Consider the following 26778-nt stretch of genomic DNA (forward strand, 5'->3'; position numbering starts at 1 on the left):
TTTTCCTCTCAGCTGCGGCGCAGCCAGGCGATAAATGGCAGGGCGACGACATACATCAAGATACCATAGACGGCCGATGGCAGAGCAAGAGGGCTTAGCCCGTTTTCCGTGCTGGTAATCAGCGCTGCCAATGTGATGCCAAGAGTCGAGTTTTGAATGCCAGTTTCGATCGAGATTGTCTTGCTCTCGTTCCATGACAGGTTCACGGCGCGGGCCAGTCCCAGCCCGATCAGCAGCAGCGCAATGTTCAGGGTGATCAGCGCCGACCCCATCAGCCCCAAATTTTCGACGAACATTTCCCAGTTCCCGGCCAGCGCGGCGAGAACGATCAGGACGAAAAGAATCGAAGCCAGTTTGGACAATGGGGCATCGACACGTTCTGCGAATCCTTTTGCGAAATGCCGTATACTGACGCCGATGGCAACGGGCAGGGTGGTGATCAGGAACATCGCTATGGCCAGCCCGGTGATCGAAACCTCGGGTGCGTCCTCGCCCATGAAGTGATTGATCGACCATGCGGCCAATACGGGTACCGTCACCATCGACAGCAAGCTGATGATGGCTGTCAGGCTGACGGAAAGAGCGACATCACCCTTGGCCAGTTTAGTCAGGATATTGCTGGTAACACCGCCGGGGCAAAAGCTGAGGAGCATAACACCGACTGCTATTTCCGGTGGCAGTGCAAAGAGTTTGACCGCCGTAAATGCAGCAATGGGAAGCAAGATCACCTGGCAGAACGCCCCTATCGCAAAAGGGTATCGTCTGCTGACAACCCGGCGGAAATCGGCGATCTCAAGCCCGACACCCAAGGACAGCATGATTATGGCCAACGATAGTGGCAGGCCGACATTAATAAGCAGATCCAACTACAACTCCTCCCAAAGCCGTTCGGACCAGCGTAAGCGAGGGTCAAAGCCGCAGGCAACCGCGCCGTAGGGTCAGCCGTAGCGTTGGGCGAACCTGCGCAGGATTTCACCGGGCAGAGTGACATTGGCGGCGTGGCAAATGTCGATCAGACGCTGCGCATCTTCGGGCGGGAAATAGCCGTGGTGTTTGTAGATGGTGATACGTTCTTCAAAGTCGCGGGCATCAGCCTCGGGGTGGAACTGTGTGGCATAGACATTCTGGCCCCAGCGGATCATCTGGAACGGGCAAGGGTCCGAGGCAAGCAGATGCACGCACCCTTCTGGCAGGGATTGCACAGCCTCTTTATGGCCCACAAAAGCATCAAAACTCTGACCCAGCCCCGAGATCAGTGGATCGGTCGCACCGTCCTCTGTCACGTGGCAGGTTGAGGGGCCGACGGGCTCTCCGAACTGGTCTTTACTGACATCGCCACCCAGATGCGCGGTAAGAATACCCAGCCCATAGCAGCACCCCATGAACGGATGATCGCGCGCGGTGATCTGCGGCATCAGGCCCATGATGGCGGCTTCGGTGCGGGCATCCGTCGGCGATTTTGTCGCCGGATCGTCGCTGACACAGCCGGGGCCGCCGCCGACGATCACTCCGGCATAGTCGGTCACGTCCAAGCCGTCGGGCAGGTCTTCACAATCCAACCGGATGCGATGGGTCTGTTCAGAACTCAGGCCGGTCTTGTCCAAAATCGAGGCATATTCGGCATCGGACGCATCGGTTTCCGGGCGTAACTGCAGGATCAGAAATTGTTTCATGGAACGGCTCTTACCCGTCACAGCGGCCAGAACACAAGGATCGCGGGTATCGAAACCGCAATGATCAGGATTTCCAGCGGCAGGCCCATGCGCCAGTAGTCTCCGAACCGATAGCCACCAGGACCCAGAACCAGCGTGTTGTTCTTATGCCCGATAGGCGTCAGGAACGCAGCCGAGGCTGCAACGGCGACCGTCATCAGAAACGGGTCGGGGGAAACCTCAAGCGTGCGGGCCATCTGAATGCCGACCGGGGCCGCCACAATCGCCGTGGCGGTGTTGTTCAACACGTCCGACAGGGTCATGGTGACCACCATCAGAACGGTCAGAATAGCCCATGCAGGCAGGCCGTCAGTTAACTGGATCAGCGCATTGGCGATCAGTTCGGTGCCGCCCGAGGTTTCCAGTGCGCTGCCCAGGGGGATCATCGAGCCCAGCAAAACGACCACCGGCCATTCGATGTGAGTATAGAGATCTGCGATTGGCATGATCTTGGTCAGCACATAGGCAACCACAACCAGCCCCAATGCGACCGGCAGGTAGGTCAGCCCAACACTGGCTGCCAGTACCGCGGTGGCAAACAGGCCAATCGCAAGCCAGGCCTTTTCATTGGCGGTGACGTTCAGACCGCGTTGGGCCAGCGGTAGGCATCCCAGCCATTCGGTCACATCGGCGCTGCGATCACGCGGGCACAGCAACAACAGGATGTCGCCAGCCTCAACCTCGGTTTTGCGGACCTGTTCGGTGATGCTGCGGCCCTGGCGCGAAATGCCCATCAAAACGGTGCTCTGCCGCCATGCCAATCCCAACCCCTGCGCCGTACGCCCGGCGATGCGGGCGTTTTCGGTCACGACAACCTCGACGACTTCCAGCCCGTCGCCTTCAGCGGTCAGAAGCTCCTGTCGACGTGTGTCCGAAAAATCCAGCTTCAGCGCCGCGCGGAATTCATCCAGCGCCTCGGGGCGGGCTTCAAGCACCAGCGCGTCACCCTGATTCAGTGTTGCATGGGCCGACCGGCCATAGCGGCGCTTGCCGTCGCGGATCATGCCGATGATGGCGACGTCGGATTTCTCGGCATCTTCATAAAGCTCGCTGACCCGTTTGCCGATCAACGGCGATTCCGGTGGGACGGTCAGTTCTGCGATATATTCGGCCAGCGCCTCAGAGGTTTCGGTTTGCGGTCCCCGGTTCGGGATCAATCGCCAGCCCACCAGTGAGACAAAGGCTAGCCCGGCAAACGCAGCAATGCCACCCACAGGGGCGAAATCGAACATACGAAAGGGCTCGCCCAGAGTTTCTGCGCGGATTGAGGCGATGATGATGTTCGGTGGCGTGCCAATCAGGGTCGCCATCCCTCCCAGAATTGTTGCAAAGCTGAGCGGCATTAGGGTCAGGCCGACGGCTCGTCCGGCTTTTCGTGCGGTCTGAATGTCGACCGGCATCAACAGGGCCAAGGCAGCGACGTTATTCATGAAGGCGGACAGAACCGCCCCGATACCGCCCATCAAGGCGATATGGGCCCCAAGGCCGCGTGACGCGTCAACCAGGGATCGCGTGATCAGGAATACCGCACCGGACCGGACCAGCCCGGCCGAAACGACCAGAACCAGCGCGACGATGATGGTCGCCGAGTGACCAAAACCGGCAAAAGCGTCATCGACGGGTACTACACCCAACACCACTCCGATCAGAAGCGCGGAAAACGCAACAAGATCATAGCGAAACCGCCCCCAAAGCAGCATTCCGAATACAGTGGCAAAGAGAGCGAAAAGTATGATCTGATCTGTCGTCATACCGCCAACATACTCGCAGAAGAAGCCGTCGCAAGCCGGTCTCTTGATCCCATGGCCCGCAAACGTCTATATGGGCGCCAAATACGCAATCACTATCACGAGGACGCACCATGGCAGGCCACTCCAAATGGGCCAATATCCAGCACCGCAAGGGACGTCAGGACGCCGCGCGGTCCAAACTGTTTTCCAAGCTGTCAAAAGAGATCACCGTTGCCGCTAAGATGGGCGACCCCGATCCCGACAAGAACCCGCGTCTGCGTCTGGCGGTGAAAGAGGCTAAGTCGAACTCGGTCCCCAAAGACGTGATCGACCGTGCGATCAAGAAATCGCAGGCAGGCGACGGCGACGAATACGAAGAAATCCGGTATGAAGGCTATGGCCCCAACGGCGTGGCCGTCATCGTCGAGACGATGACCGACAACCGGAACCGGACCGCATCGACCGTGCGCTCGACCTTTTCCAAGAATGGCGGCAATCTTGGCGAGACCGGTTCCGTCGGCTTTATGTTCGAACGCAAGGGTGAAGTGGTCTATCCGGATACGGTTGGTGATGCCGACACCGTGTTCGAAGCGGCCATTGAGGCAGGCGCGGAAGATGTTGAAAGCTCGGACGAAGGTCATATCATCTGGTGCGCCGACACCGATCTGAACGACGTCTCGAACGCGCTCGAGGCCGCGCTGGGTGAAACGGAATCCACCAAACTGGTTTGGAAGCCAAGCACCACGACCGAGCTGGGGCTTGAGGATATGCAAAAGCTGATGAAGCTGGTCGATGCGCTGGAAGATGATGATGACGTTCAGCGCGTCACAACCAATTTCGAAGCCTCGGATGAGGTGATGGCGCAGCTTTGATCTGCCCCGCATCTTGAGATTTGGAAACCCGGCCGTCAGGCCGGGTTTTTTGTTGGTTGGAGGATAGGGCTATTGGCCGATCAGGTTCGAACCCATAGGCTGGGTCGAATAGCTGAAGCAGTGAGTCAAAGAGCAGATGACCGAACCTCAATTTGATTTGGCCAAACGCAATGTGCCTGTTTTGACCGGGCAGAGTATTCTGTCCCAGGTCGCCTGGACCCTTGGCAGCCCGTCCATTGTCTTGCCGTTTCTTGCGGTTTCGCTGGAACTCCCGATGTTCATCGCCGGCGCGCTGGTTTCAATCCGCATGGTCGGCAGCATGATCGCCGACGTGTTTCTGGCCCAGGTCATTGCGCTGCGCGAACAGAAGAAACGCAGCATCGCGATGACCGAAGTATTGATCGGGGCCTGCCTTGTCATGGCTCTGGCGGCGGCCGCGACGGGCAGTCTCGTGTTCACGGCCACAGCCTTTATCGCCGCATTTTTTTTGATCGGTCTCGTGGGTGAGATCCAGACATTGCTGCTTACTGACCTGCTGGGCGCGCACGTTCAGTCCAGGTCACGGATGATCATGCGATATCTGCAGTTAGGCGCCGGCGGATTGGGCGCAATCGGTCTTGTTCTGTTGGTCCATCAAATCACGCTGGGCAACCCTCCGTTTGCGCGCCATTCGGTTGTGATCGGAGTTGCAGTGGTGTTTTTTCTGTTGTCTGGCCTATCAATCCTGGCGATGTCCGAAGTTCCGCATCAGAAAATTTCCACAGCGCCTGAGGACGAAAGCAAAAGACATTGGTCCGAGTATTTCACCGATATTCTGGCGATGTTCAACCAGACCTGGTTCCGGCGCTATATGGTCATGCGCCTTCCGATTGTGGTTGTCAGTCTATCGGTTCCGTTCTTTGCCCTGATGGCGGCCGAGGCACATCACAGTTCGGCCAAAGGTCTTACCGCAATGATCATTTCGTCGGCCTCTGGATATCTGGTCTCTGCGCCTTTGTGGCAGTTTGTTAACCTGAAATCCCACCGGGCGGTCATGGTATCCGGAACTCTGATGGTGGCCTTGACCGGAGCAGGGCTGCTGACGGTCCATTACCTCCATATCGGTCATCAGGTGCACACTCATGCGGTTGCCCTGTTTGTGGTGACCGTGGCGGTAACAGGCATCAGCAGTGCCCGAAAGTTGTATTTTCTGGATATCGCCCCGTTTGATCAGCGGGTCAAAGGGGCGGCAGCGGTGAAAAGCATCTCGCGGATTGTTGCGGTCATCGTGTCGGCGGCACTGGCTGGTCTGGCACATATGCAAGAGGTCTCGGCGGCGGTTTTGATCGTTGTCTTGGTCAGCCTGATCGCAGCTTTTGCCTGTTACCGGGTGGTGACGCCGATTCCTAAAGCGCCCGAGCCATCCTGATCGGCCAATCCTGTCTATCGTTGAATAAGCGCGTCGACAGCCGCGCGCTTTACAGCGGCGGTCAGCGGCGAAAGGGCCGAGGATAAGACACGCCCGACCTGCCAGGTCAGCGGAACATCAAGGGGCTTGTCTGGTATCAAGGGGCACAACAGGCCATCTGCCAAAGGCTTTTGTACCAACTCAATCGGGTTCATTCCCCACCCGATGCCGGCGATCGCTGCATCCACAAACCCGTGTGAGGATGGCAGGAAATGCGATGGCGGGGAAATGTGGTGCCCGAACTCTCTCGCAAACCAGGCTTTCTGAAGACCGTCCTTTTGATTGAAGGTCAGGCACGGTGCCATGGCAAGGCTGCTTTTGGTTACACCTTCCCGGAACCATTTATGCATAAAACCTGGGCTGGCCGTTGGAATATACCTGAAATCCCCAAGTGGATGGGCATCGCAGCCAGAGACCGGTTGCCCTCCGGTGGTAACAGCCGCGCTGACCTCACCGCGGCGCAACCAATCGGCCGAATGGTCCTGATCATCAATTACCAGATCGAACAGCAACTCATCTGTTTGGGCCATCGCAGCGATGAACCATGTGGCCAAACTGTCTGCGGGAATTGCAATGCGCACCTGGGTGGGGCCAGAGGTTCCCTCCAACGCAAGTTCACGGGCCAGCTGTGCCTCAAGCAGCCCGATATCCTCGGCGTATCTGGCAATGCGCAAGCCGGCGGGTGTCGCTGTGCAGGGCGCACCACGAGTGATCAGAGCGGCGCCTATCCGATCCTCTAATGACTTGATCCGCTGCGATATCGCCGAAGGCGTCACCGACAGCTCTGAGGCGGCGGCGTCAAAGCTTCCGTGGCGTAGAATGGCCGAAAGTGCGGCAAGGTGATTGGGATCCAGCAACATTAGCAGAGCTTAACCAGGTGTAACTTCTTTAATTTGATAAATCGACTGACTGGCTCTAGTCAATCAAATCGAACACAGGAGGTTTCATGTCCGCATCTCTGATTTCCGGATTCGCTCTGGGCTTTAGTCTGATTTTGGCCATTGGTGCGCAGAACGCCTTTGTCCTGCGTCAAGGGCTGCGCCGCGAACATGTTTTTGCCCTATGCCTGACCTGCGCCGTATCGGATGCCATTCTGATTGCGGCAGGGGTTGCCGGGTTCGGAACGCTTGCTCAGACTGCTCCTTGGTTCGAGCCGGTCATGCGCTATGGCGGGGCTGTGTTTCTGACCTGGTACGGGTTGCGCAGCCTGCTATCGGCCTGGCGCGGCGGGTCTTCCATGGATGTCAGTGAAGGGACACGTTCAAGTCTGAGGTCTGTCCTGCTGACCGTGCTGGCCTTCACCTGGTTGAATCCGCATGTCTATCTGGACACGGTGGTTCTGATCGGGTCGATATCTGCACAATATGATGACCGGTTGGCCTTTGCTATTGGAGCGATGCTGTCCAGCTTTGTCTTCTTCTTCTCGTTGGGCTACGGGGCAAGGATTCTGTCGCCGGTCTTTGCCCGCCCAAGGGCATGGCAGGTGCTGGATGTTGTTATCGGTTTTGTCATGCTGGCGATTGCGGCCAAGCTGGTGGCGATCTGAGGTCTTGTTCCCGCCTGTGTTTCGGTGTTGAACCGTTAACATGACAACTCAACCTAACACCTATCGGCCATTGGCGGGAATGTTCTGGATGTTTTCCGCCGGTCTGTCCTTTGTTGTCATGACTGCGCTCGTCAAATCTCTGGGCACCTCCATGGACCCGATACAGGCCGCATTTCTGCGCTTTGTCTTTGGGTTGGTGTTCCTACTGCCAGCGTTACGGCTGATCGTTACGACACCTCTGACACGTAGGCATCTGACACTGTTCGGCATCCGCGGGGTGGTTCACGCCATTGCCGTGATGCTGTGGTTCTTTTCCATGACCCGAATTCCGTTGGCCGAAGTCACGGCCATGAACTACATGACGCCGGTCTATGTCACATTGGGTGCTGTGCTGTTTCTAGGCGAGAAACTAGCCTTCCGCCGGATTGCCGCCATTGGTGTCGCATTGATCGGTGTAGCAATTATTCTCCGACCTGGGTTTCGGGATATCTCGGTTGGTCACGTGACCATGTTGGGGACTTCGTTGACGCTTGGTGCGTCCTACCTGCTGGCCAAGATGCTGGTGCGAGATCTGCCGCCCTCGGTCGTGGTTGCACATATGTCCATATGGGTGACGACGGCGCTGATACCTTTCGCCATTGCCGTGTGGTCCCCTCCAAGTCTCCATGATTTGGGTGTGCTGTTTCTGGTTGCCTGTTTTGCCACACTTGGACACTATCTGATGACCTTGGCCCTGCAGGCCGCCCCCGTTGCAGTGACGCAGCCCGTCACATTCTTACAGCTGATCTGGGCCACGCTGGTTGGGGCGTTGGTTTTCCACGAAAGCGTAGATTTGTGGGTGGTCGCGGGGGGCACGCTGATTCTGTTGGCAGTCAGTTTTATTGCCTGGCGCGAGGCCGTGTTGAACCGCAGCAGCCTGACGACCCCCAGTATTGCACCTAAACTTTAGCCGGTTTCTGCCGAAAAAACGTTATTAATTGACGAGTCAATAAAAATCTCCTAGCGTTTTTCTATCAAAAGCAGTTGAGGGGTACGGATGCCGAAACTCGGAATGGAGCCAATCCGCCGTGATGCGATCGTTAAGGCAACGATTGCTGAGCTCGGGTCGAAAAAATCCCTCGATGTAACCGTCAGCCAGATCGCTAAGCGGGCTGGCATGTCCAGCGCGCTGGCACATCACTATTTCGGCGGTAAAGATCAGATTTTTCTGGCAGCGATGCGCCGCATCCTGTCGGATTTCGGGGCAGAGGTCCGGTCAGAACTGAAAGCAGCCACGCCAAGTGGACGCGCGCAGGCGATCATCCGGGCATGCTTTGCCCCATCCTGTTTCACGCCGGATGTGACGGCAGCGTGGATGACATTCTACGTTCTTGCGCAGACCAATGACGACGCCCTGCGATTGTGGCAGATTTATCAGGCCCGTATCCGGTCGAACCTGGTTTATGCGCTGCGCCCGCATTTGGCCGATCCGGTTGAGGCGGCCGGCAACATGATCGCCTTGATCGACGGACTTTATATCCACGCCGCGCTGAGCGCCCCGGAAGAACCGCAACTGGCTGTAAACCACGCGATGCGCGTGCTCAGCACCTTGCTCGAGGCCGAGAAATGACAAAACCTAATATTCTGATCCTGATGGTGGATCAGTTGAACGGGACCCTTTTTCCTGACGGTCCTGTCGACTGGCTGCATGCGCCAAACCTGAAAAAGCTGGCCGAACGATCCACGCGATTTGCGAATGCCTATACGGCGTCGCCCTTGTGTGCGCCGGGTCGGGCCAGTTTTATGTCCGGTCAGTTGCCGTCGCGCACTGGTGTCTATGACAATGCCGCCGAGTTTGGCAGTGATATTCCGACCTATGCCCACCATCTGCGCCGTGCAGGGTACTATACCTGTCTGTCGGGCAAGATGCATTTCGTCGGGCCTGATCAGTTGCACGGGTTTGAAGATCGCCTAACCACCGACATCTACCCCGCCGATTTCGGCTGGACCCCGGACTACCGTAAACCAGGCGAGCGGATTGACTGGTGGTATCACAATATGGGTTCGGTCACGGGCGCAGGTGTAGCCGAGATTTCCAACCAAATGGAATATGATGACGAGGTGGCCTATAACGCCAAGTCCAAGCTATACGATCTGGCCCGTGGCAAGGACGACCGTCCATGGTGCCTGACTGTAAGCTTTACCCACCCGCATGATCCCTATGTTGCACGTCGCAAATACTGGGACCTGTACGAAGATTGCGAGCACCTTCTGCCCGAGATTGCCGACCTTGGTTATGATAATCAGGACCCGCATTCGAAACGGATTTTTGACGCCAATGACTGGCGCAGCTTTGACATCACTCAAGAAGATACCCGCAAATCACGCCGCGCCTATTTCGCCAATATCTCTTATCTGGACGACAAGGTCGGAGAAATCCTCGAGGTGTTAGAGACCACGCGGCAAGAGGCGATCATCCTGTTCGTTTCGGATCATGGCGATATGCTTGGTGAACGCGGATTGTGGTTCAAGATGACCTTCTATGAAGGGTCATCCCGCGTCCCGCTGATGATCTGTGCGCCCGATCTGCCAGCGGGCCGGATCGACGCTCCGGTTTCGACCATAGATGTGACGCCGACCTTGGGTGCTCTTGCCGGTGTCGATATGGCAGAGATCGCGCCGTGGACAGATGGCGAAAACCTAGTGCCGCTGGCCATGGGGCACGAGCGCAGCGCGCCGGTCGCGATGGAATATGCGGCCGAGGCCTCTTATGCGCCACTGGTGTCCTTGCGCTATGGCAAATGGAAATACAACCGATGTGCGCTAGACCCTGATCAACTGTTCGACCTCGAGGCGGACCCTTCCGAGTTGGAGAACCTCGCAGACCGGCCAGAGCATGCAGGAACGTTGCAGACCTTGCGTGCCAAGTCCGATGCTCGCTGGGATCTGGATCGGTTCGACGCCGAAGTTCGCGCCAGCCAGGCGCGTCGCTGGGTCGTGTACGAGGCGTTGCGCCAGGGCGGGTATTATCCTTGGGACTACCAGCCCCTGCAGAAAGCATCTGAGCGGTACATGCGTAACCACATGGATCTGAATATCGTCGAGGAAAGCCAACGCTTTCCACGCGGAGAGTAACAACCCGAATTAACAAGACCCTCTCCGGTCAGGCAGAGATTTTTCGATGAAAAATCTTGGCTCCGGTTGAGAATGGAGACCCGAAAATGGAAGCAGATTTCGTCATCGTCGGCGCAGGTTCCGCAGGCTGCGCGATGGCATATCGTTTGAGTGAGGCCGGTGCCTCGGTTCTGGTGATCGAGCATGGCGGTACCGACATGGGCCCGTTCATCCAGATGCCCGCCGCGCTAAGCTATCCGATGAACATGTCGCGCTATGACTGGGGCTATCAATCCGAGCCTGAGCCGCATCTGAATAACCGTCGTCTGGCCTGCCCGCGAGGGAAGGTGATTGGTGGGTCATCTTCGATCAACGGAATGGTTTATGTGCGCGGCCACGCCCGGGACTTCGATACCTGGGCCGAGATGGGCGCGGATGGCTGGTCTTATGCGGATGTGCTGCCGTATTACAAACGGATGGAGACCTGGCATGACGGCGGTCATGGTGGTGATTCCGCGTGGCGGGGCACTGACGGGCCGCTGCATGTGTCGCGGGGCCCGCGTGCGAACCCGCTGTTCCAGGCCTTTGTCGATGCGGGCCAGCAAGCCGGGTATGAAGTCACGGGCGACTATAACGGTGAAAAGCAAGAAGGCTTCGGCCCGATGGAGCAGACCGTCTGGAAAGGGCGGCGCTGGTCGGCGGCAAATGCCTATCTGCGGCCTGCGCTCAAGCGCGAGAACTGTGATATCGTGCGCGGTCTTGCGACCCGGATTGTTCTGGAAAACGGAAGTGCTGTTGGTGTTGAACTGATCCGTGGCGGCAAGACAGAGGTGATCCGCGCGCGCCGCGAAGTGGTCATCGCAGCCTCGTCCATCAATTCGCCGAAACTTTTGATGCTGTCTGGAATCGGCCCGGCTGCGCATTTGGCTGAGCAGGGGATCGGAGTTGTTGCAGACCGTCCGGGGGTTGGCGCAAATCTACAGGACCATTTGGAGCTGTATATCCAGCAAGCCTCGCTTCAGCCGATCACGCTCTACAAACACTGGAACCTGGTCAGCAAAGGCCTGATCGGGGCGCAATGGCTGTTCACCAAGACCGGCCTTGGTGCCTCGAACCAGTTCGAAAGCGCGGCCTTCATCCGATCAAGGCCGGGTGTCGAATACCCCGACATCCAGTACCACTTCCTGCCGATGGCGGTGCGCTATGACGGGCAGGCTGCGGCCGAGGGGCACGGGTTCCAAGCACATGTGGGTCCGATGCGATCGGAATCACGGGGTGCTGTGACATTGCGCTCGGCTCGACCCGAGGACGCACCTGTTATCCGGTTCAATTACATGAGCCAGGAAAAAGACTGGGAGGAGTTCCGCACCTGTATCCGCCTGACGCGAGAGATTTTCGGGCAAGATGCGTTCAGACCCTTTGCCGGGAAAGAGATTCAGCCCGGTGCTGCGGTACAAACAGATGAAGAGTTGAACGCCTTTATCGCTGAGCATGCCGAAAGTGCCTATCATCCCTGCGGCACCTGCAGGATGGGACGGGTGGATGACCAGAACGCGGTTGTCGACTCCGAAGGCCGGGTGATCGGCGTGGATCGGCTGCGTGTGGCGGACAGTTCGATCTTTCCGCAAATCACCAACGGAAACCTTAATGCGCCGTCGATCATGGTGGGCGAGAAAGTCTCGGATCATCTGCTGGGCAAAGATCCGTTGCCCAAAGCCAATGATCAGCCTTGGATTCATCCGCAATGGGCCTCGGCGCAGCGCTGATTTGATCCGCGTCAAAGCGGGGGGAGTGGGACCAATATAGACCTGAATCGCAACGCATTTTCTAAGGAGCGAACAGGAATGTCCCACACCCCGCACGAATTGGCCGAAGAGTTTCCCGACAAAGTCGAATTGATCAGTCAGCTTAAACAGTCCGATGCGCATTTTTCTCGGCTGGCCGAAGAGTATCATGAGGTCAATCGTATCGTGCACCGCGCGGAAACCAACGTCGAGCCGATGGAGGATCTCGCCGAAGGCGAGCTGCGCAAGAAACGCGCAGCACTGAAGGATGAGATCTGGGCGATTTTGTCGAACGCTTAAGGGTTGGGCGGGGGCATTGCCCCCGTTTCGGCTGGCCGTGGTTTTAGGCCGGGTAAAGCTCAGGTGACTTCATAGGGTAAGGTTCCGCGGGTATGAGTGTCGATGGACAGGCGACGTTCCAGCGGAGGAACTGACCGTTGGTGGCAGTTCTGGCGTTCGCAGATCCGGCACGAGATACCTATGGGCTCGTAGGCACTGGCGTTTGAGATATCCAGATTGTCGGCATAAACCAACGCTTCGGCGTGGCGGACCTCGCATCCAAGCGCAATCGCATAGCGCCGGACAGGCGCTCCGTACGAACCGCCCGATTTCGAAACATCCCGCGCCAGCGAGATATAGCGGACCCCGTCCGGGGTTTCGGCAAGCTGCCGCAGGAAGTGACCCGGAGTTTCAAAGGCGCGGTGCACATTCCACAACGGGCAGGCACCGCCAAAGCGTGCAAATTGCAGGCGCGTGGCGGAGTGGCGTTTTGTGATCGTTCCAGCCTGATCCACCCGAACAAAGAAGAATGGTATCCCCTTTGCACCGGGGCGCTGCAGCGTCGAAAGCCTGTGGGCCACCTGTTCGATGGATGCTCCAAAACGATTGCTGAGCAATTCCAAATCATGGCGGTAAAGCTGGGCTGCACTGAGAAATTCGCCATAGGGCATCAGAGAGGCGCCAGCGAAATAATTCGCCAAGCCGATCTTCGCAATCGCGCGCGCCTCATCACTGTGAAATTTGGCGAAATCCAGTGTCGCTTCAAGCAGCTTGTCCTGATTGATTAGGGATACCTGCAAGAGCAGCTGAAACACTTGTGTTTGCGGTGCAATCCGTGATGACAGCAGCAATGTTTTGCTATCCGCATCGTATTTCCGGGTTTCTTCGATATCCGGGAACTGAACGCGAATACCATTTTCACCCAAGCTTTCGATTGCGGCGGCGCGAATTCCGCCTTTGTCCTGGGCGCGGCCAGAAAATCGTTCCGCAGCCCGGTCAACCGCGTCAATGTAGTTGTCGCAATAATGGAAAAAGTCTCGCACTTCTTCCCAGGGGCTGGCCTGAATCTGTGCGTCTTCACGTCCCAGGGCCTCGTCCAGCGAGGCCAGCCTTTCATGCGTCTGGCGATACGTGCGGTGCAGGGCGATAAACGCTCGGGCCATTGCGGGGGCGTTTGAAGCTGTTAGGCGCAGATCAGCGAGCGGTGGCATGGCGTCATCAAACACGGGGTCCGCCAGCGCCTCGCGCAGGTCTGAGACCAGACGTTCGCTGTCGCCAGTGCTAAGTTCGGTCACGTCCATGCCGAATTCCTGCGCCAGAGCCAGAACAACCGTGGTCGAGATCGGGCGGTTGTTATTCTCCATCTGGTTCAGATAGGGAAGCGAAACCCCCAGTTTGGCTGCGAATTCCTTTTGTGTCAGCGTCAGGCGCGTGCGCATTTCACGCAGTTTTGCACCAGCATAGAGCTTTTGGGTCGCCATGGCGTACCTTTGCAACTTTTCTAATCTTGAACGCTAGCTTTGCAAACCGTCCTGCGCAAGGCGTGTTACAGGCCCAAATACCGTTCGCGCCGGATCACGATGGCAATAGCAACGATGGCAAATGTTGCAGAGGCCAACATCAGCCACAGCAGCGGCATCGCGCCTGTTTCATGGGTTAGTATTGCGCCCGTGAGCGCGCTCAGGCCAGCTCCGCCGCCCAGCATGATGGCCCCGCTCAGCCCAGATGCTGTCGCGGCCAGGTGCGGGCGGACGGACAGTGCGCCTGAAGTTGCGTTTGGAATGGTCATACCATTGCCCACACCAACAATGGTCATGAACCCAAAGAAGCTGAGAACCGAGCCGAAGCCCGTAAGGAACACGATAGTCGACAGTGCAACGCCGGTTGCGTTCATCCAGCACCCCCAAAGAACCATCCGGTTCACGCCAAAGCGGACAGAGAACCTGCCGCTGAAGAAGTTGCCGAAGAAATAACCCACCGCAGGGGCGCCGAAGTAAATGCCCAGTTCTGACGCTGTTAGGCCGAACAGTTCAGTCCCGACGAAAGGCGCGCCGCCCAGATAGGCGAAAAAAGCGCCCGACGACAGGGCTGAGGCCATGGAATAGCCCCAGAACCGAGGGGATCTGAGCAATTCCGGGTATTCACGAAACTGCTGCAGCAAGGTCAGCCCGCTTTTGCGGGATGTTTCTCCGAAGTCGGAATAGGTCAGCATTAGCGCCAGTAGGCCCAACCCGAAAGGAAGCCAGAAATTTGCCTTCCAGCCAAAGCTCTCTTCCAGAAAGCCGCCGATGGCAGGGCCGATCATTGGAACAATGGCCATTCCCATGGTGACATAGCCGATCATTGAAGCGGCTTGATCTGCTTCGTAAAGGTCTCGCACCGCTGCGCGGCTAAGGACCATTCCAACAGCTACGACCGCTTGAAACATCCTGAAGGCCAGAAATACTTCGGCGTTCGGGGAGTAGATGCAACCCAGTGTCGCAATCAGAAACAGAACCAATCCCCAGAGAATAACCGGCCTGCGGCCCACCTTATCTGCGATGGGGCCGATCAGAATTTGGATTACTGCGCTGATCATCAGATACAGAGCGATCGACAACTGCATGACTTTGTAGTCTGCGTCAAAATACGCGGCCATATTGGGCAGGCTGGGAAGGAAAAGATTCAAGCTCAGTGCTGACAGCCCGGATAGCATCACAAGTGTGGCAATGGTGGGGGGCGAACGACGCGCTGGCGAAAAAGTAAACTGCATGGTTCACATGTATAGTGACGGTTTTTGGGATTGCCATCCGTGACCGTGTCTCAGTGCGAAACTTTGCATGTTTACAATTACCCGGAACTGTATTTTCAAAGATTTGCAAATTTGCCGAATGAGGCTTTGGTCTGAACGAAACTAGGTATAGTGTCGCGCCAAATTTCAAAGGGGATCATCGTTATGAAAGACATCCTTTCCGAGCTTGAAGGCCGCCGCAACGATGCACGGCTGGGGGGTGGGCAAAAACGTATTGATGCGCAGCATGCGCGGGGAAAGCTGACCGCACGCGAACGCATAGAGCTGTTAGTGGATGAAGGCAGTTTCGAAGAATTCGACATGTTTGTCAGCCATCGCTGCACGGATTTCGGGATGGAAAATCAAAAGCCTGCAGGCGATGGTGTCGTCACCGGATGGGGCACAATCAACGGTCGTATGGTCTATGTCTTTAGCCAGGATTTCACCGTTTTCGGCGGGTCTCTGTCGGAAACCCACGCGCAGAAAATCTGCAAGATCATGGACATGGCAATCCAGAATGGTGCTCCGGTGATCGGCATCAACGATTCGGGTGGTGCGCGAATCCAGGAAGGTGTGGCCTCGCTTGCGGGTTATGCCGAGGTGTTCCAGCGTAACATCATGGCCTCGGGCGTGGTTCCGCAGATCAGTGTGATCATGGGCCCCTGCGCCGGTGGCGCCGTCTACAGTCCGGCGATGACCGACTTTATCTTTATGGTCAAAGACACCTCGTACATGTTTGTGACGGGCCCCGATGTCGTCAAGACAGTCACCAATGAGGTTGTAACCGCCGAAGAGCTGGGCGGTGCATCGACCCACACCAAGAAATCTTCGGTTGCCGACGGTGCATTCGAAAATGATGTCGAAGCACTGGCCGAAGTGCGCCGTCTTGTCGATTTCCTACCGTTGAACAACAAGGAAAAACCGCCCGTTCGTCCCTTCTTTGACGAGCCGGGCCGGATTGAGGCTTCGCTGGATACGTTGATTCCGGACAACCCGAACACGCCTTATGACATGAAAGAACTCATTGCCAAAGTGGCGGACGAGGGTGATTTTTACGAAATTCAAGAAGATTACGCCAAGAACATCATCACGGGCTTTATCCGTCTGGAAGGTCAGACCGTAGGTGTTGTAGCCAACCAGCCGATGGTGCTGGCCGGCTGTCTGGATATCGACAGCAGCCGAAAAGCCGCGCGCTTCGTCCGGTTCTGTGATTGCTTTGAAATTCCGATTTTGACACTGGTCGACGTGCCGGGCTTTTTGCCGGGAACCTCGCAGGAATATGGCGGTGTGATCAAACATGGCGCAAAACTGCTGTTTGCCTATGGCGAGGCGACCGTTCCGAAGGTCACAGTGATCACCCGAAAGGCCTATGGCGGTGCCTATGACGTGATGGCATCCAAACATCTGCGTGGCGATTTCAACTATGCTTGGCCAACCGCCGAGATCGCGGTGATGGGGGCCAAGGGCGCGACCGAAATCATCCACCGTGCGGATCTGGGCGATGCCGACAAAATCGCACAGCACGCTCAGGACTATGAGGACCGGTTTGCCAACCCGTTTGTGGCTGCGGAACGTGGATTCATTGATGAGGTGATCATGCCGCATTCGACCCGCCGCCGCGTATCGCGAGCTTTTGCCAGCTTGCGTAACAAGCAACTGAAAAACCCCTGGAAAAAGCACGATAACATTCCGCTGTAAGCTGACGGTCGCGGGGCAGGCGCTCTGGTGTGCCTGCCTCTCGGTACGTTGGTGGAAAGACCCCCAAACGGCGAATTTGACTTTGAGAGCAAAGCTGCTAAATGAAATGCCTTATTGGACATAGAAAAGCGCGGGCCAGTAGGCATGCGCGCGCGATCCCGGAGAGAGGAGCTCGCCTTTGGTGGGTCTGGGATCGCGCCTTATGTCTGGCAATTCTCTGTCTTGGTTCGCCTACCTTCGCTGAAGCATTGGTGCCGGTGCCCTCTGGGCAGCCTGTACATCTGAACGACGTCCTGCTGGACAACAATCCGGGCGAGTTATGGCTGCGCTTTCGCTTCATCGCGCCAAAGATCGGCTCGGATGTGGGACGCATTGGATATGATGTCGCCACGATCGACATGGAGCACCTGTGTCAGACGCTGGCCGTGGCCTATGTCGAGCACCACAAGCTGGAACCGGCGCGAGTGGTGATTTCCCTGTCGAACAAGCCGATAGATTTTGGCCATACCGCGCCGGATGCCACGCAGTTCTTCGAAGCGTATCTTCTGCAGGATTCCCAATGTGTCTGGGACGGAGGGATTTGAGAATGGTTGTCAATTACCACAATTTCTGTGCATTCCCCTTCGCCTCAAAGGACCTTAGCGAAGAGGCGCTGAAATGTTGAAACATCGCGGATTTCCCGGCCGTCTGACCGGGACGGATTATCAATTCACTATCAGACGGGCCAACCCAAAGGGTGTTACCCCACTGACAACGCGTGAACGGTTCCGGGATCGTAAACCTGCTGATCGTCGCGCGGATGCAGCGTTTATCGAGGCCTTGTGGGAGCATTTTGGCGACCAGCCATTCGAACGTGGCAATCTGGATGCCGGTCGCCTGAGCTGGTTTTTCGGGCGTGAGGTCATTCCGGCGGAGGATCCGTTTGACCCCGCCAGCTATGATGCATTGCTGGTCATTGATCCGAGCGTGGCCAGAGCCTCGTTTCCTGACATTTTCGGCGGGGATAGCTGAAGGTGATCGACGTCGTCGCACATAAACGCCTTGAAAATTCCAACAGGGTTTCTTTGCCCCGGTTGGGCCAAGAAGGATATGTGCGCTGTGCAGATCGGGCGCGTGGCAATCGCGCAAAATACCTGAGGGAAAGGGCGCAAACTACTGATTCTATGGCGTGTATCACCCGTGGCTTGGTGGCGGGAGAACCATCAAGGCTTGGGCAGGAAAAAGGCCAGTCGGCGGGGGTTGGCCGCGGCGACTTAGGATCAAATTCTTCAGGTCATGTGATCTCAGGTAGTGTTGATAAAACAAAGGTTTGCGTAACTGTCGGGGCGCGAATTTCACCCTGCTCAACCAAAGTTCACGCGAGCGGAATCGGCGCGTTTCTGCGCGATATTTCGCTGAATGGGCAGATTCTGGCCGGAAATTTCACCACTGGCCAATCCCGGTTTGCAGGTGCAACCGGGCCGTGCATGGTGAGCGGGTCGTGCGGCTCTACTTTGCCTGCGTCGCACGCGCACCTACTATTCCGTACCCCTTCCTTCCGCGGGCAGGCTTGTGGTTTTCACAATGTCCTGCCCGCGTTTTTCTTTGTGCAAATTTCAGTCATTGGATGGCATAAAACTGCGCAAATGGGCATTTCGGTACGCTCGTTATTGAATAACAGTGGCGATTTCCCGCATCTGGCTCTGAAATTGTTAAAAAACCAAAAAGGGCAGACATCATGCGAATCTCGAAAGTCATTCTTGCAATGGCGACCTGTGCAGGGCTCGCGGCGTGCGGAGACTCGACCGGCGAGCAGGCGTTGCTTGGCGGCGGAGCCGGCGCCGTTGGCGCGGCAGTCGTCAGTGCCGACCCGCTGTTGGGTGCCGTGGTCGGCGCGGCAGGCAACGTGCTTTACTGCAAGACCCAGAACAACTGTAGATAACGAAATCTTCGGGGCCCCCGTCGCCCCGACCGTCATCGCGCGACACGCCGTCGTGGGGCCATTGCCCCGCGGCGGCGTTTTGCGTTTCCAGAACTTCAAGACAGAGGACGTTCCATGTTCAACAAGATCCTGATCGCCAACCGGGGCGAGATCGCCTGCCGGGTTATCAAAACCGCCCGCAAGATGGGCATCGGCACGGTCGCCATCTATTCTGACGCGGACAAGAACGCCCTGCATGTATCGATGGCGGATGAGGCGGTGCATATTGGCCCACCGCCTGCAAACCAGTCCTATATCGTCATCGACCGGGTGATGGAGGCAATCCGTCAGAGCGGCGCGCAGGCGGTTCACCCGGGGTATGGTTTTCTGTCGGAAAACTCGAGATTCGCCCAAGCTCTGGATGCCGAAGGCGTGGCCTTTATCGGCCCTCCGGTCGGTGCGATTGAAAGCATGGGTGACAAGATCACCTCTAAAAAGATCGCGCAAGAGGCCGGCGTCTCTACGGTTCCGGGCTATATGGGCCTGATCGAAGACGCCGACGAGGCCGTCAAGATTTCGAATGAGATCGGATATCCGGTCATGATCAAGGCCAGTGCTGGCGGCGGTGGCAAGGGTATGCGGATCGCATGGACCGACGACGAGGCGCGCGAAGGGTTCCAGTCCTCCAAGAACGAGGCCGCGAATTCCTTTGGAGATGACCGGATTTTCATCGAGAAATTCGTGACCCAACCCCGTCACATCGAGATTCAGGTTCTGTGCGACAGCCATGGTAATGGCATCTATCTGGGCGAACGCGAATGCTCGATTCAGCGCCGAAACCAGAAGGTTGTGGAAGAGGCGCCATCGCCTTTCCTGGACGAGGCGACACGCAAGGCGATGGGCGAACAGGCGGTGGCCTTGGCCAAGGCTGTGGATTATGCGAGCGCTGGCACGGTCGAGTTTATTGTTGATGGTGACAAGAACTTCTATTTTCTGGAAATGAACACACGCCTGCAGGTGGAACACCCGGTGACCGAACTGATCACCGGTGTCGATCTGGTCGAACAGATGATCCGCGTCGCGGCCGGTGAGAAGCTGTCGATCTCGCAGGACGATGTCACACTGACCGGCTGGGCGATTGAAAACCGTTTGTATGCCGAAGATCCTTATCGTGGCTTCTTGCCGTCCATTGGTCGTTTGACGCGCTACCGCCCGCCTCAGGAAACTGCCGCTGGTCCGCTGTTGGTTAATGACAAATGGCAGGGTGAGGCCCCCAGCGGAGAGGCCGCCGTTCGCAATGATACCGGCGTCTATGAAGGCGGCGAGATCAGTATGTATTACGATCCGATGATCGCCAAATTGTGCACCTGGGCCCCGACCCGTGATCAAGCGATCGAGGCGATGCGGGTGGCGCTGGACAGTTTCGAGGTCGAAGGCATCGGGCACAATCTGCCGTTCCTGTCGGCAGTGATGGATCACCCGATCTTCATCAAGGGCGAGATGACTACCGCGTTCATCGAAGAACAGTACCCCGATGGGTTCCAGGGCGTAGAGCTGCCCGAGGCTGACCTGCGCCAGATCGCAGCCTCTTGCGCCGCCATGCACCGGGTGGCCGAGATTCGCCGCACCCGTGTATCGGGCCGGATGGACAACCATGAACGCAAGGTCGGCAAACGCTGGGTCGTGACCCTGCAGGGCCAGGAATACGCAGTTCAGGTGAATGCCGATAAAGAGGGCGCGACGGTCAAATTCGAAGACGGCGCGACATTGCGCGTGGCCTCGGAGTGGACGCCGGGCGACCAGCTGGCGGTGCTGGACGTAGACGGTAGCCCGCTGGTTCTGAAGGCCGACAAAATCTCGGGCGGGTTCCGGATCCGCAACCGGGGCGCGGATATGAAGGTGCATGTGCGCCGTCCGCGTCAGGCGGAACTGGCCAAGCTGATGCCCGAGAAACTGCCGCCGGATACGTCGAAACTGCTGCTCTGCCCGATGCCTGGCCTGATCGTAAAGGTCGATGTCGAAGTGGGCCAAGAAGTGCAGGAAGGTCAGGCGCTGTGCACCATCGAGGCGATGAAGATGGAAAACATCCTGCGCGCCGAGAAAAAAGGCACCGTTGCCAAGATCAACGCAGGCCCCGGCGACAGCCTCGCCGTGGATGATGTGATCATCGAGTTTGAATGATCATGACCGTGCGTTTGACATATCCTGCAAGGGAACCGGCGGTCGCCGCCGGGGCCGTCGGGTATGGGAAACGCGTTCAGCCGCCCTCGCGCCGTTCACGGATTTCGCGTTGGCGCAGGGGGGTCTTGTCGATGGAGCGACCGATTTCACGCACGCTCCAAGGGGAAGGTTTGCGCAGTTTGACCACGCCGTCCTTGTCGACAAACACCATCTGGAACCCGCGCGGGCGCAGTTTTGACCGGATGGGCGAGCGGGCGTCAGGGTCAGTGTCGATCAGAACGACCACATCGCGGTCGCGCATGACGTCCTCCCCTTCCAAAAGCATGTCGACCTGCTGCTGGAATCGCGGGTCAGCAGGTGTATCGGCGAAGACAACAATGGGCCGCTTGATCCACAGATATTCGCTGAGCTCGCTATCCCCCACAGGGCGGACAAATTCATCGTCAGCCGGGGCTACCCCGTCAGCTGCAAGCGCCGCCAGTGGAAATAGCGCCGAAAAAACAAAGGCTAGCGTTCGTATCATTGGGCCTCCTGTTGGATTGAATATAGTCCCTGTGCGCACGAATGCGACCAGCGAAATGCACGCAGCCCATAAAATATTGCGTCCCACCCAATTCGAATGGGCGCAACCACGGATGATAACGCGCAGGCCACGCCCTTGCGCGACCCGAATTGAGAAAAGGATATCGCAATGACCAATAGGAAAGACTGGCAGGCGCTGGCCGAGAAAGAGCTGCGCGGTCGCCCGTTGGACGACCTGACTAGAGAGACGCTCGAAGGCATCGCCGTCAAGCCACTCTATACGCAGGAAGATACGGCTGATCTGCCGCATATGGGCTCCATGCCCGGGTTTGGGCCGTTCACGCGCGGGGTAAAGGCGACAATGTATGCCGGTCGTCCCTGGACGATCCGCCAATATGCGGGGTTTTCCACCGCCGAAGAATCGAATGCCTTCTACCGTCGCAATCTGGCGGCGGGTCAGCAGGGGGTCTCGGTGGCTTTCGATCTGGCCACGCACCGCGGATATGACAGCGACCACCCACGCGTTGTCGGCGATGTGGGCAAGGCCGGTGTGGCCATCGACAGCGTAGAGGACATGAAGATTCTGTTCGACGGCATCCCGTTGGACAAGGTCTCGGTCTCGATGACCATGAACGGTGCCGTGGTTCCTATCCTGGCAAGTTTCATTGTAGCGGGTGAGGAACAGGGCCACGACAAATCCGTCCTGTCCGGCACTATTCAGAATGACATTCTGAAAGAATTCATGGTGCGTAACACCTATATCTACCCGCCTGAGCCTTCGATGAAGATCATCTCGGACATCATCGAATATACGTCGAATGATATGCCCAAATTCAACTCGATCTCAATCTCGGGCTATCACATGCAAGAGGCCGGCGCGAACCTGGTGCAGGAGCTGGCCTATACGCTTGCTGACGGGCGCGAATACGTTCGTGCAGCGACGCAGGCCGGAATGGATGTCGACAAATTCGCTGGTCGCTTGTCGTTCTTTTTTGCCATTGGCATGAATTTCTTCATGGAAATTGCCAAGCTGCGTGCGGCCCGTACCCTTTGGCATCGGGTGATGACCGATTTCGGCGCGAAATCCGAGCGCTCTAAGATGCTGCGGACCCATTGCCAGACCTCAGGCGTGTCGCTGCAAGAACAAGACCCCTATAACAACGTGATCCGCACCGCCTATGAGGCGATGAGCGCGGTTCTGGGCGGCACCCAATCGCTGCATACTAACGCCTTGGACGAGGCGATTGCGCTGCCCACCGATTTCTCTGCTCGCATTGCACGGAACACTCAGTTGGTGCTGCAAGAGGAAACCGGGGTGACCGATGTGGTCGATCCGCTGGCCGGGTCTTACTATATCGAAAGCCTGACCAATGAGCTGGTCGAAAAAGCCTGGGCTCTTATGGAAGAGGTCGAGGAAATGGGCGGCATGACCAAGGCCGTTGCATCCGGCATGCCAAAGCTTCGGATAGAAGAAAGCGCCGCCCGACGGCAGGCGATGATCGACCGGGGTGACGAGGTAATCGTCGGCGTCAACAAGTACCGCAAGGAACGGGAAGACCCGATAGACATTCTGGATGTCGACAACGTGGCTGTCCGCGAGGCGCAGGTGGCACGTCTGGAACGCATCCGTGCCACGCGCGATGAGGCTGCCTGCCAAAAGGCGCTGGACACCCTGACGACCACCGCCCGCGATGGCGGCAACCTGCTGGCCGCTGCTGTCGAAGCCGCCCGTGCCCGCGCATCCGTAGGAGAGATCAGCATGGCAATGGAAAAGGAATTTGGTCGCCACCGCGCCGAGGTCAAAACGCTGGCCGGTGTTTATGGGGCCGCCTATGAGGGCGACGAAGGCTTTGCCGCCATCCAGAAGTCCATTGAGGATTTTGCTGAGGCCGAAGGCCGTCGCCCGCGCCTGCTGGTCGTCAAGATGGGGCAGGACGGGCATGACCGGGGAGCCAAGGTGATCGCCACAGCCTTTGCCGATATCGGCTTTGACGTGGACGTTGGCCCGCTGTTCCAAACGCCGGCCGAGGCAGCACAAGACGCGGTGGACAATGACGTCCATGTCGTCGGCATTTCGTCTCAGGCAGCCGGGCACAAGACGCTGGCCCCGCAGCTGGTCGAAGAACTGAAAAAGGCCGGGGCTGAGGATATCATCGTCATCTGCGGAGGTGTCATCCCACAACAGGATTATAAGTTCCTCTATGATCACGGGGTTAAGGCGATCTTTGGTCCGGGTACGAACATCCCAGAGGCGGCACAAGATATCCTGAGTTTGATCGGCGAAGCCAAAGATTGACCCGGCGCAGAGGTTTTTCGTCGAAAAATCTTGTGATCCAGCGCCTTTGAGGAAAACATACGGCCAGACCCTTGCGGTCTGGCCGTTTGTCATCTGGGGGGCTCATCCGTGTTACTTGATCACTTGGCGGTAGCTGGCGAAACGCTTGAACAGGCTTCGGCTCATGTCGAACAGGCGCTGGGCGTACCCTTGCAGGACGGCGGCAAGCACGAGAAATTCGGAACTCATAACCGGTTGTTGGGCCTGCGGGACGGTTTGTATCTGGAAGCCATCGCGATTGACCCCGATGCACCCAATCCGCAAATAACCCGCTGGTTCGATCTAGATCGGTTTCAGGGCGCTCCCCGCCTGACCAACTGGATTTGCCAGGTTCCGGATATCGAGACCTCACTGATGGTCTTTCCTGACGGAGTCGGCCAACCGATCGACCTAAACCGTGGCGCGCTGCGTTGGCGCATGGCGGTGCCTCCCAATGGGCGCCTGCCGTTTGATAATCTTTTCCCGGCGCTCATCCAGTGGCAGGGTGACCTTCACCCGGCAAACATGCTGAACGACAGTGGCTGCCAGCTGCGCCGCCTAGTCGTCTATCACCCTGATGCGCTGGATCTCGCCAAAGCGGTTGGGCCGTTGGGGCAAGTTGAGTTCGACAGCGGTCCGGCGGCGTTGCGCGCGGAAATTGACACGCCGCACGGGGTGCGGGTGCTGGAATGAATATCCGGCAAGCCAGTTCAGACGACGCGCCCGCCGTTGCGGCGATCTGGAATGCGATCATCCGCGACACGCTGGTGACCTTCACCACCGAATTGCGCAGCGATGACGCCGTTGCATTGGATATCAAATCCAGAGGGGCGGCGTTTCTGGTGGCCAAGCGTGACGGCGTTGTTCTGGGCTTCGCAACCTATGGTGCGTTTCGGTCAGGGCCGGGCTATGCCCATACGCGTGAACATTCGATCCTGTTGACACCGCAGGCGCGGGGCCAGGGGATAGGCCGCGCATTGTTGCAGGCCTTGGAAGCCCGCGCACAGATGGACAATGTTCATGTTTTGATTGCGGGCATTTCCTCGGCCAACCCTGCGGCCATCGCTTTCCATACGGCTGCCGGATTTACACAAGTGGGCCTGATGCCCGAGGTGGGGTTTAAATGCGGTCAGTGGTTGGATCTTGTGCTGATGCAGAAAATTCTTGCCCCGCAGTGATCTGTCGCACCTGACAGTCGCGACGGAGCGGGTTAGGGTGCGCTCATGTCGATTTGGAGCCGTATATCCGATGCGCTAAGCGCGCTTGCACAGGGCGAAAGCCTGACGGCCGTGTTCGAGAAACTGCGCACGCCGCCGGAACGCTCGGTCGCCTTTGCGATTGCGGTCATCGCCCTGGGGGCCAAGATGGCCAAGGCCGACGGGCAGGTCACGCGAGACGAGGTTACTGCCTTTCGGGATGTATTTCAGATCGCACGCGAAGATGAGGCCGGTGCAGCTCGAGTCTTTGACATGGCGCGCACCGATGTCGCCGGGTATCAGGAATATGCCAGCAAAATTGCCTATATGTTCGCAGAAGACAGCACCACCTTGTGCGACCTGATGGAGGGGCTGTTTCATATCGCAATGGCCGACGGGTTTTATCATCCCAACGAAAATAAGTTTCTGGAAGATGTCAGCCGGATATTCGGTCAGACCGATGCTCAGTTTCTGGCCTTACGCGCACGGTTTGTACCGGATGCACCAAAGGATCCTTATACGGTGCTGGGTGTGCCGCGGAATATGCCTCTGCCCGACATTCGTAAGGTCTGGCGGCAACTTGTACGCGACACTCATCCCGACGCCATGATGTCACGAGGCGTTCCGGAAGAGGCCATTCGTCTGGCCGAAAAAAAGATGATCGACATCAATCGCGCCTGGGATGAAATCAAAGGCGCGCAGGCCTGAACCGATGCGATTGGCAACCTACAATATTGAATGGTTCGCCAATCTCTTCGACCGGCAAGACCGTTTGATCGTAGATGACAGCTGGTCCGGCAGATACAATGTCACCAAAGCTGAACAGATCGAGGCCATCGCAAAAGTGCTGACGGCAATCGACGCGGATGCCGTACTGATTGTTGAAGCTCCGAATACTGGTAAGACGCAGAACACCGTGCGTGCGCTGCAAGGGTTTGCCGAAGCGTTCGATCTCCGCATAGGAAACGCGATCATGGGGTTTCCGAACGATACCCATCAGGAACTTGCGTTTCTTTTCGATCCTCAGATCCTGTCATTGCGCCATGATCCCAAAGGAAACAAGGAGGGAAAAGGGGCTGCCCCTCGTTTTGATGGCGTGTTCAAGATCGACCTGGATATTGATGCAACCGAGGATCATGTGCGCTTTTCCAAGCCGCCAATGGAGTTGTCAGCGCAGACGTCAGGCGGGGCGACGTTTCGACTGATCGGAGCGCATCTGAAATCCAAAGCCCCGCATGGGGCAGAAAGCCGCGATGAGGCGATCCGGATATCCATCGCCAATCGACGCAAACAGCTTGCACAGGCTGTCTGGTTAGGGCGGCGAGTACAGGCACATATTGCGGCTGACGAGCATGTCATCCTTTTGGGCGATCTCAACGACGGGCCGGGCTTGGATGAGTTTGAAAACCTGTTCGGACGCTCATCTGTCGAAATCCTGTTGCAGACCGGTCTGTTCGATCCGCATGCGGTGATGGCAAACGAGGCTGAACCCGAAATCTTACCCTCGTCCGCGCGCTTTGTTCGCCGCGACAGGGCTGATCATCTTGAGGCGCTGTTGGACTATGTCATGATCAGCGAAGGGCTGCGTGTTAAGCGCCCGAAATGGCGCATATGGCATCCTTTCCAGGACCCTGCATGCTATGCCTCGCGGGACCTGCACGAGGCGCTGCTGACAGCCTCGGATCATTTCCCTGTCACGCTGGATATTGATCTGTGACCTTTCATCACCGGCGT

25 protein-coding genes are annotated in these 26778 nt (G+C 57.4%); 18 read left to right on the forward strand and 7 right to left on the reverse strand.

Annotation, left to right across the window (positions count from 1 at the left end; genetic code table 11):
- Window positions 1-8: 8 nt before the first annotated feature.
- The 3 genes from AC2FFF_RS07860 to AC2FFF_RS07870 form a co-directional block, all read right to left on the reverse strand.
- Window positions 9-866 (reverse strand): bile acid:sodium symporter family protein, encoded by an 858-nt coding sequence (locus AC2FFF_RS07860; protein ID WP_281972726.1) that lies wholly within the window; start codon window positions 864-866, stop codon window positions 9-11.
- 72 nt (window positions 867-938) lie between these two features.
- Window positions 939-1673, reverse strand: a complete 735-nt coding sequence (locus AC2FFF_RS07865) for a glutamine amidotransferase (protein WP_271949429.1) — start codon at window positions 1671-1673, stop codon at window positions 939-941.
- 17 nt (window positions 1674-1690) lie between these two features.
- The gene (locus AC2FFF_RS07870) at window positions 1691-3463 is read right to left on the reverse strand and encodes an SLC13 family permease (protein WP_281972727.1); all 1773 of its coding nucleotides are present in this window, start codon (window positions 3461-3463) and stop codon (window positions 1691-1693) included.
- Between the two features lie 110 nt (window positions 3464-3573).
- Here AC2FFF_RS07870 and AC2FFF_RS07875 point away from each other — a divergent pair, with 110 nt between their 5' ends.
- Both AC2FFF_RS07875 and AC2FFF_RS07880 read left to right on the forward strand, forming a co-directional pair.
- Window positions 3574-4314 carry a YebC/PmpR family DNA-binding transcriptional regulator gene (locus AC2FFF_RS07875; RefSeq protein ID WP_142636775.1) on the forward strand — a complete coding sequence of 247 codons (741 nt, stop codon included), beginning with the start codon at window positions 3574-3576 and terminating at the stop codon, window positions 4312-4314.
- Window positions 4315-4450: 136 nt separating this feature from the next.
- Window positions 4451-5722, forward strand: a complete 1272-nt coding sequence (locus tag AC2FFF_RS07880) for a permease (protein WP_281972728.1) — start codon at window positions 4451-4453, stop codon at window positions 5720-5722.
- A gap of 14 nt (window positions 5723-5736) precedes the next feature.
- On the opposite strand, the gene AC2FFF_RS07885 is transcribed toward AC2FFF_RS07880, so the two are convergent.
- Window positions 5737-6621: a LysR family transcriptional regulator ArgP gene (locus tag AC2FFF_RS07885; protein WP_281972729.1), complete on the reverse strand. Its 885-nt coding sequence runs from the start codon at window positions 6619-6621 to the stop codon at window positions 5737-5739.
- Window positions 6622-6707: 86 nt separating this feature from the next.
- On the opposite strand from AC2FFF_RS07885, the gene AC2FFF_RS07890 reads away from it, so the two are divergent.
- The 6 genes from AC2FFF_RS07890 to AC2FFF_RS07915 all read left to right on the forward strand — a co-directional run bounded on the left by AC2FFF_RS07890 (window position 6708) and on the right by AC2FFF_RS07915 (window position 12484).
- Window positions 6708-7307, forward strand: coding sequence for a LysE/ArgO family amino acid transporter (locus AC2FFF_RS07890; protein WP_281972730.1), 600 nt, complete (start codon window positions 6708-6710; stop codon window positions 7305-7307).
- Between the two features lie 40 nt (window positions 7308-7347).
- Entirely contained in the window at window positions 7348-8256 is a 909-nt protein-coding gene (locus AC2FFF_RS07895; protein ID WP_281972731.1) for a DMT family transporter, read from the forward strand.
- 87 nt (window positions 8257-8343) lie between these two features.
- The gene (gene betI / locus AC2FFF_RS07900) at window positions 8344-8916 is read left to right on the forward strand and encodes a choline-binding transcriptional repressor BetI (protein WP_271949443.1); all 573 of its coding nucleotides are present in this window, start codon (window positions 8344-8346) and stop codon (window positions 8914-8916) included.
- Window positions 8913-10421, forward strand: coding sequence for a choline-sulfatase (gene betC / locus AC2FFF_RS07905; RefSeq protein ID WP_142636786.1), 1509 nt, complete (start codon window positions 8913-8915; stop codon window positions 10419-10421). Before betI ends, betC begins: the two co-directional genes overlap by 4 nt.
- Window positions 10422-10507: 86 nt before the next feature.
- Complete coding sequence (betA, locus tag AC2FFF_RS07910) at window positions 10508-12166, forward strand: choline dehydrogenase (RefSeq protein WP_496882909.1); 1659 nt, start codon at window positions 10508-10510, stop codon at window positions 12164-12166.
- 78 nt (window positions 12167-12244) lie between these two features.
- Window positions 12245-12484 carry an HP1242/YdcH family protein gene (locus AC2FFF_RS07915; RefSeq protein WP_142636790.1) on the forward strand — a complete coding sequence of 80 codons (240 nt, stop codon included), beginning with the start codon at window positions 12245-12247 and terminating at the stop codon, window positions 12482-12484.
- 59 nt (window positions 12485-12543) lie between these two features.
- On the opposite strand, the gene AC2FFF_RS07920 is transcribed toward AC2FFF_RS07915, so the two are convergent.
- Both AC2FFF_RS07920 and AC2FFF_RS07925 read right to left on the reverse strand, forming a co-directional pair.
- Complete coding sequence (locus AC2FFF_RS07920) at window positions 12544-13944, reverse strand: helix-turn-helix domain-containing protein (RefSeq protein WP_142636792.1); 1401 nt, start codon at window positions 13942-13944, stop codon at window positions 12544-12546.
- A 65-nt stretch (window positions 13945-14009) separates the two neighbouring features.
- A complete protein-coding gene (locus tag AC2FFF_RS07925; protein WP_281972733.1) occupies window positions 14010-15215 on the reverse strand; it encodes a multidrug effflux MFS transporter in 1206 nt (401 codons plus the stop codon).
- A 183-nt stretch (window positions 15216-15398) separates the two neighbouring features.
- Between AC2FFF_RS07925 and AC2FFF_RS07930 the strand changes: the two genes are divergently transcribed.
- The 5 genes from AC2FFF_RS07930 (at window position 15399) to AC2FFF_RS07950 (ending at window position 21012) form a co-directional block, all read left to right on the forward strand.
- Complete coding sequence (locus AC2FFF_RS07930; RefSeq protein WP_496677724.1) at window positions 15399-16931, forward strand: acyl-CoA carboxylase subunit beta; 1533 nt, start codon at window positions 15399-15401, stop codon at window positions 16929-16931.
- A 251-nt stretch (window positions 16932-17182) separates the two neighbouring features.
- Window positions 17183-17515, forward strand: a complete 333-nt coding sequence (locus AC2FFF_RS07935) for a DUF6497 family protein (protein WP_282021475.1) — start codon at window positions 17183-17185, stop codon at window positions 17513-17515.
- Window positions 17516-17588: 73 nt separating this feature from the next.
- Complete coding sequence (locus AC2FFF_RS07940) at window positions 17589-17942, forward strand: hypothetical protein (protein ID WP_142636799.1); 354 nt, start codon at window positions 17589-17591, stop codon at window positions 17940-17942.
- A 706-nt stretch (window positions 17943-18648) separates the two neighbouring features.
- Window positions 18649-18852: a hypothetical protein gene (locus AC2FFF_RS07945; protein ID WP_142636801.1), complete on the forward strand. Its 204-nt coding sequence runs from the start codon at window positions 18649-18651 to the stop codon at window positions 18850-18852.
- A gap of 114 nt (window positions 18853-18966) precedes the next feature.
- Entirely contained in the window at window positions 18967-21012 is a 2046-nt protein-coding gene (locus tag AC2FFF_RS07950) for an acetyl-CoA carboxylase biotin carboxylase subunit (protein WP_281972736.1), read from the forward strand.
- 76 nt (window positions 21013-21088) lie between these two features.
- Here AC2FFF_RS07950 and AC2FFF_RS07955 read toward each other — a convergent pair whose 3' ends face one another.
- Window positions 21089-21535, reverse strand: coding sequence for a DUF4174 domain-containing protein (locus tag AC2FFF_RS07955; RefSeq protein ID WP_142636805.1), 447 nt, complete (start codon window positions 21533-21535; stop codon window positions 21089-21091).
- 168 nt (window positions 21536-21703) lie between these two features.
- Between AC2FFF_RS07955 and scpA the strand changes: the two genes are divergently transcribed.
- The 5 genes from scpA (at window position 21704) to AC2FFF_RS07980 (ending at window position 26761) form a co-directional block, all read left to right on the forward strand.
- Window positions 21704-23830 (forward strand): methylmalonyl-CoA mutase, encoded by a 2127-nt coding sequence (scpA, locus tag AC2FFF_RS07960; protein WP_281972737.1) that lies wholly within the window; start codon window positions 21704-21706, stop codon window positions 23828-23830.
- A gap of 108 nt (window positions 23831-23938) precedes the next feature.
- Window positions 23939-24541, forward strand: a complete 603-nt coding sequence (locus tag AC2FFF_RS07965; protein ID WP_281972738.1) for a VOC family protein — start codon at window positions 23939-23941, stop codon at window positions 24539-24541.
- Window positions 24538-25026 (forward strand): GNAT family N-acetyltransferase, encoded by a 489-nt coding sequence (locus AC2FFF_RS07970; RefSeq protein WP_281972739.1) that lies wholly within the window; start codon window positions 24538-24540, stop codon window positions 25024-25026. Before AC2FFF_RS07965 ends, AC2FFF_RS07970 begins: the two co-directional genes overlap by 4 nt.
- 45 nt (window positions 25027-25071) lie before the next feature.
- Window positions 25072-25752, forward strand: a complete 681-nt coding sequence (locus tag AC2FFF_RS07975; RefSeq protein ID WP_281972740.1) for a molecular chaperone DjiA — start codon at window positions 25072-25074, stop codon at window positions 25750-25752.
- Between the two features lie 4 nt (window positions 25753-25756).
- Entirely contained in the window at window positions 25757-26761 is a 1005-nt protein-coding gene (locus tag AC2FFF_RS07980; protein WP_142636815.1) for an endonuclease/exonuclease/phosphatase family protein, read from the forward strand.
- Window positions 26762-26778 lie beyond the last annotated feature (17 nt).

Source organism: Ruegeria sp. YTSA226 (genome assembly GCF_059609905.1).

Coding starts and splice junctions, on each gene's coding strand:
- AC2FFF_RS07870 (WP_281972727.1), bottom strand. CDS start 3,463: ATGACGACAGATCAGATCATACTTTTCGCTCTCTTTGCCACTGTATTC.
- AC2FFF_RS07950 (WP_281972736.1), top strand. CDS start 18,967: ATGTTCAACAAGATCCTGATCGCCAACCGGGGCGAGATCGCCTGCCGG.
- AC2FFF_RS07865 (WP_271949429.1), bottom strand. CDS start 1,673: ATGAAACAATTTCTGATCCTGCAGTTACGCCCGGAAACCGATGCGTCC.
- AC2FFF_RS07920 (WP_142636792.1), bottom strand. CDS start 13,944: ATGGCGACCCAAAAGCTCTATGCTGGTGCAAAACTGCGTGAAATGCGC.
- betI (WP_271949443.1), top strand. CDS start 8,344: ATGCCGAAACTCGGAATGGAGCCAATCCGCCGTGATGCGATCGTTAAG.
- AC2FFF_RS07940 (WP_142636799.1), top strand. CDS start 17,589: ATGTTGAAACATCGCGGATTTCCCGGCCGTCTGACCGGGACGGATTAT.
- AC2FFF_RS07875 (WP_142636775.1), top strand. CDS start 3,574: ATGGCAGGCCACTCCAAATGGGCCAATATCCAGCACCGCAAGGGACGT.
- betC (WP_142636786.1), top strand. CDS start 8,913: ATGACAAAACCTAATATTCTGATCCTGATGGTGGATCAGTTGAACGGG.
- AC2FFF_RS07980 (WP_142636815.1), top strand. CDS start 25,757: ATGCGATTGGCAACCTACAATATTGAATGGTTCGCCAATCTCTTCGAC.
- AC2FFF_RS07885 (WP_281972729.1), bottom strand. CDS start 6,621: ATGTTGCTGGATCCCAATCACCTTGCCGCACTTTCGGCCATTCTACGC.
- AC2FFF_RS07955 (WP_142636805.1), bottom strand. CDS start 21,535: ATGATACGAACGCTAGCCTTTGTTTTTTCGGCGCTATTTCCACTGGCG.
- scpA (WP_281972737.1), top strand. CDS start 21,704: ATGACCAATAGGAAAGACTGGCAGGCGCTGGCCGAGAAAGAGCTGCGC.
- AC2FFF_RS07945 (WP_142636801.1), top strand. CDS start 18,649: ATGCGAATCTCGAAAGTCATTCTTGCAATGGCGACCTGTGCAGGGCTC.
- AC2FFF_RS07970 (WP_281972739.1), top strand. CDS start 24,538: ATGAATATCCGGCAAGCCAGTTCAGACGACGCGCCCGCCGTTGCGGCG.
- AC2FFF_RS07895 (WP_281972731.1), top strand. CDS start 7,348: ATGACAACTCAACCTAACACCTATCGGCCATTGGCGGGAATGTTCTGG.
- AC2FFF_RS07930 (WP_496677724.1), top strand. CDS start 15,399: ATGAAAGACATCCTTTCCGAGCTTGAAGGCCGCCGCAACGATGCACGG.
- AC2FFF_RS07925 (WP_281972733.1), bottom strand. CDS start 15,215: ATGCAGTTTACTTTTTCGCCAGCGCGTCGTTCGCCCCCCACCATTGCC.
- betA (WP_496882909.1), top strand. CDS start 10,508: ATGGAAGCAGATTTCGTCATCGTCGGCGCAGGTTCCGCAGGCTGCGCG.
- AC2FFF_RS07880 (WP_281972728.1), top strand. CDS start 4,451: ATGACCGAACCTCAATTTGATTTGGCCAAACGCAATGTGCCTGTTTTG.
- AC2FFF_RS07890 (WP_281972730.1), top strand. CDS start 6,708: ATGTCCGCATCTCTGATTTCCGGATTCGCTCTGGGCTTTAGTCTGATT.
- AC2FFF_RS07975 (WP_281972740.1), top strand. CDS start 25,072: ATGTCGATTTGGAGCCGTATATCCGATGCGCTAAGCGCGCTTGCACAG.
- AC2FFF_RS07915 (WP_142636790.1), top strand. CDS start 12,245: ATGTCCCACACCCCGCACGAATTGGCCGAAGAGTTTCCCGACAAAGTC.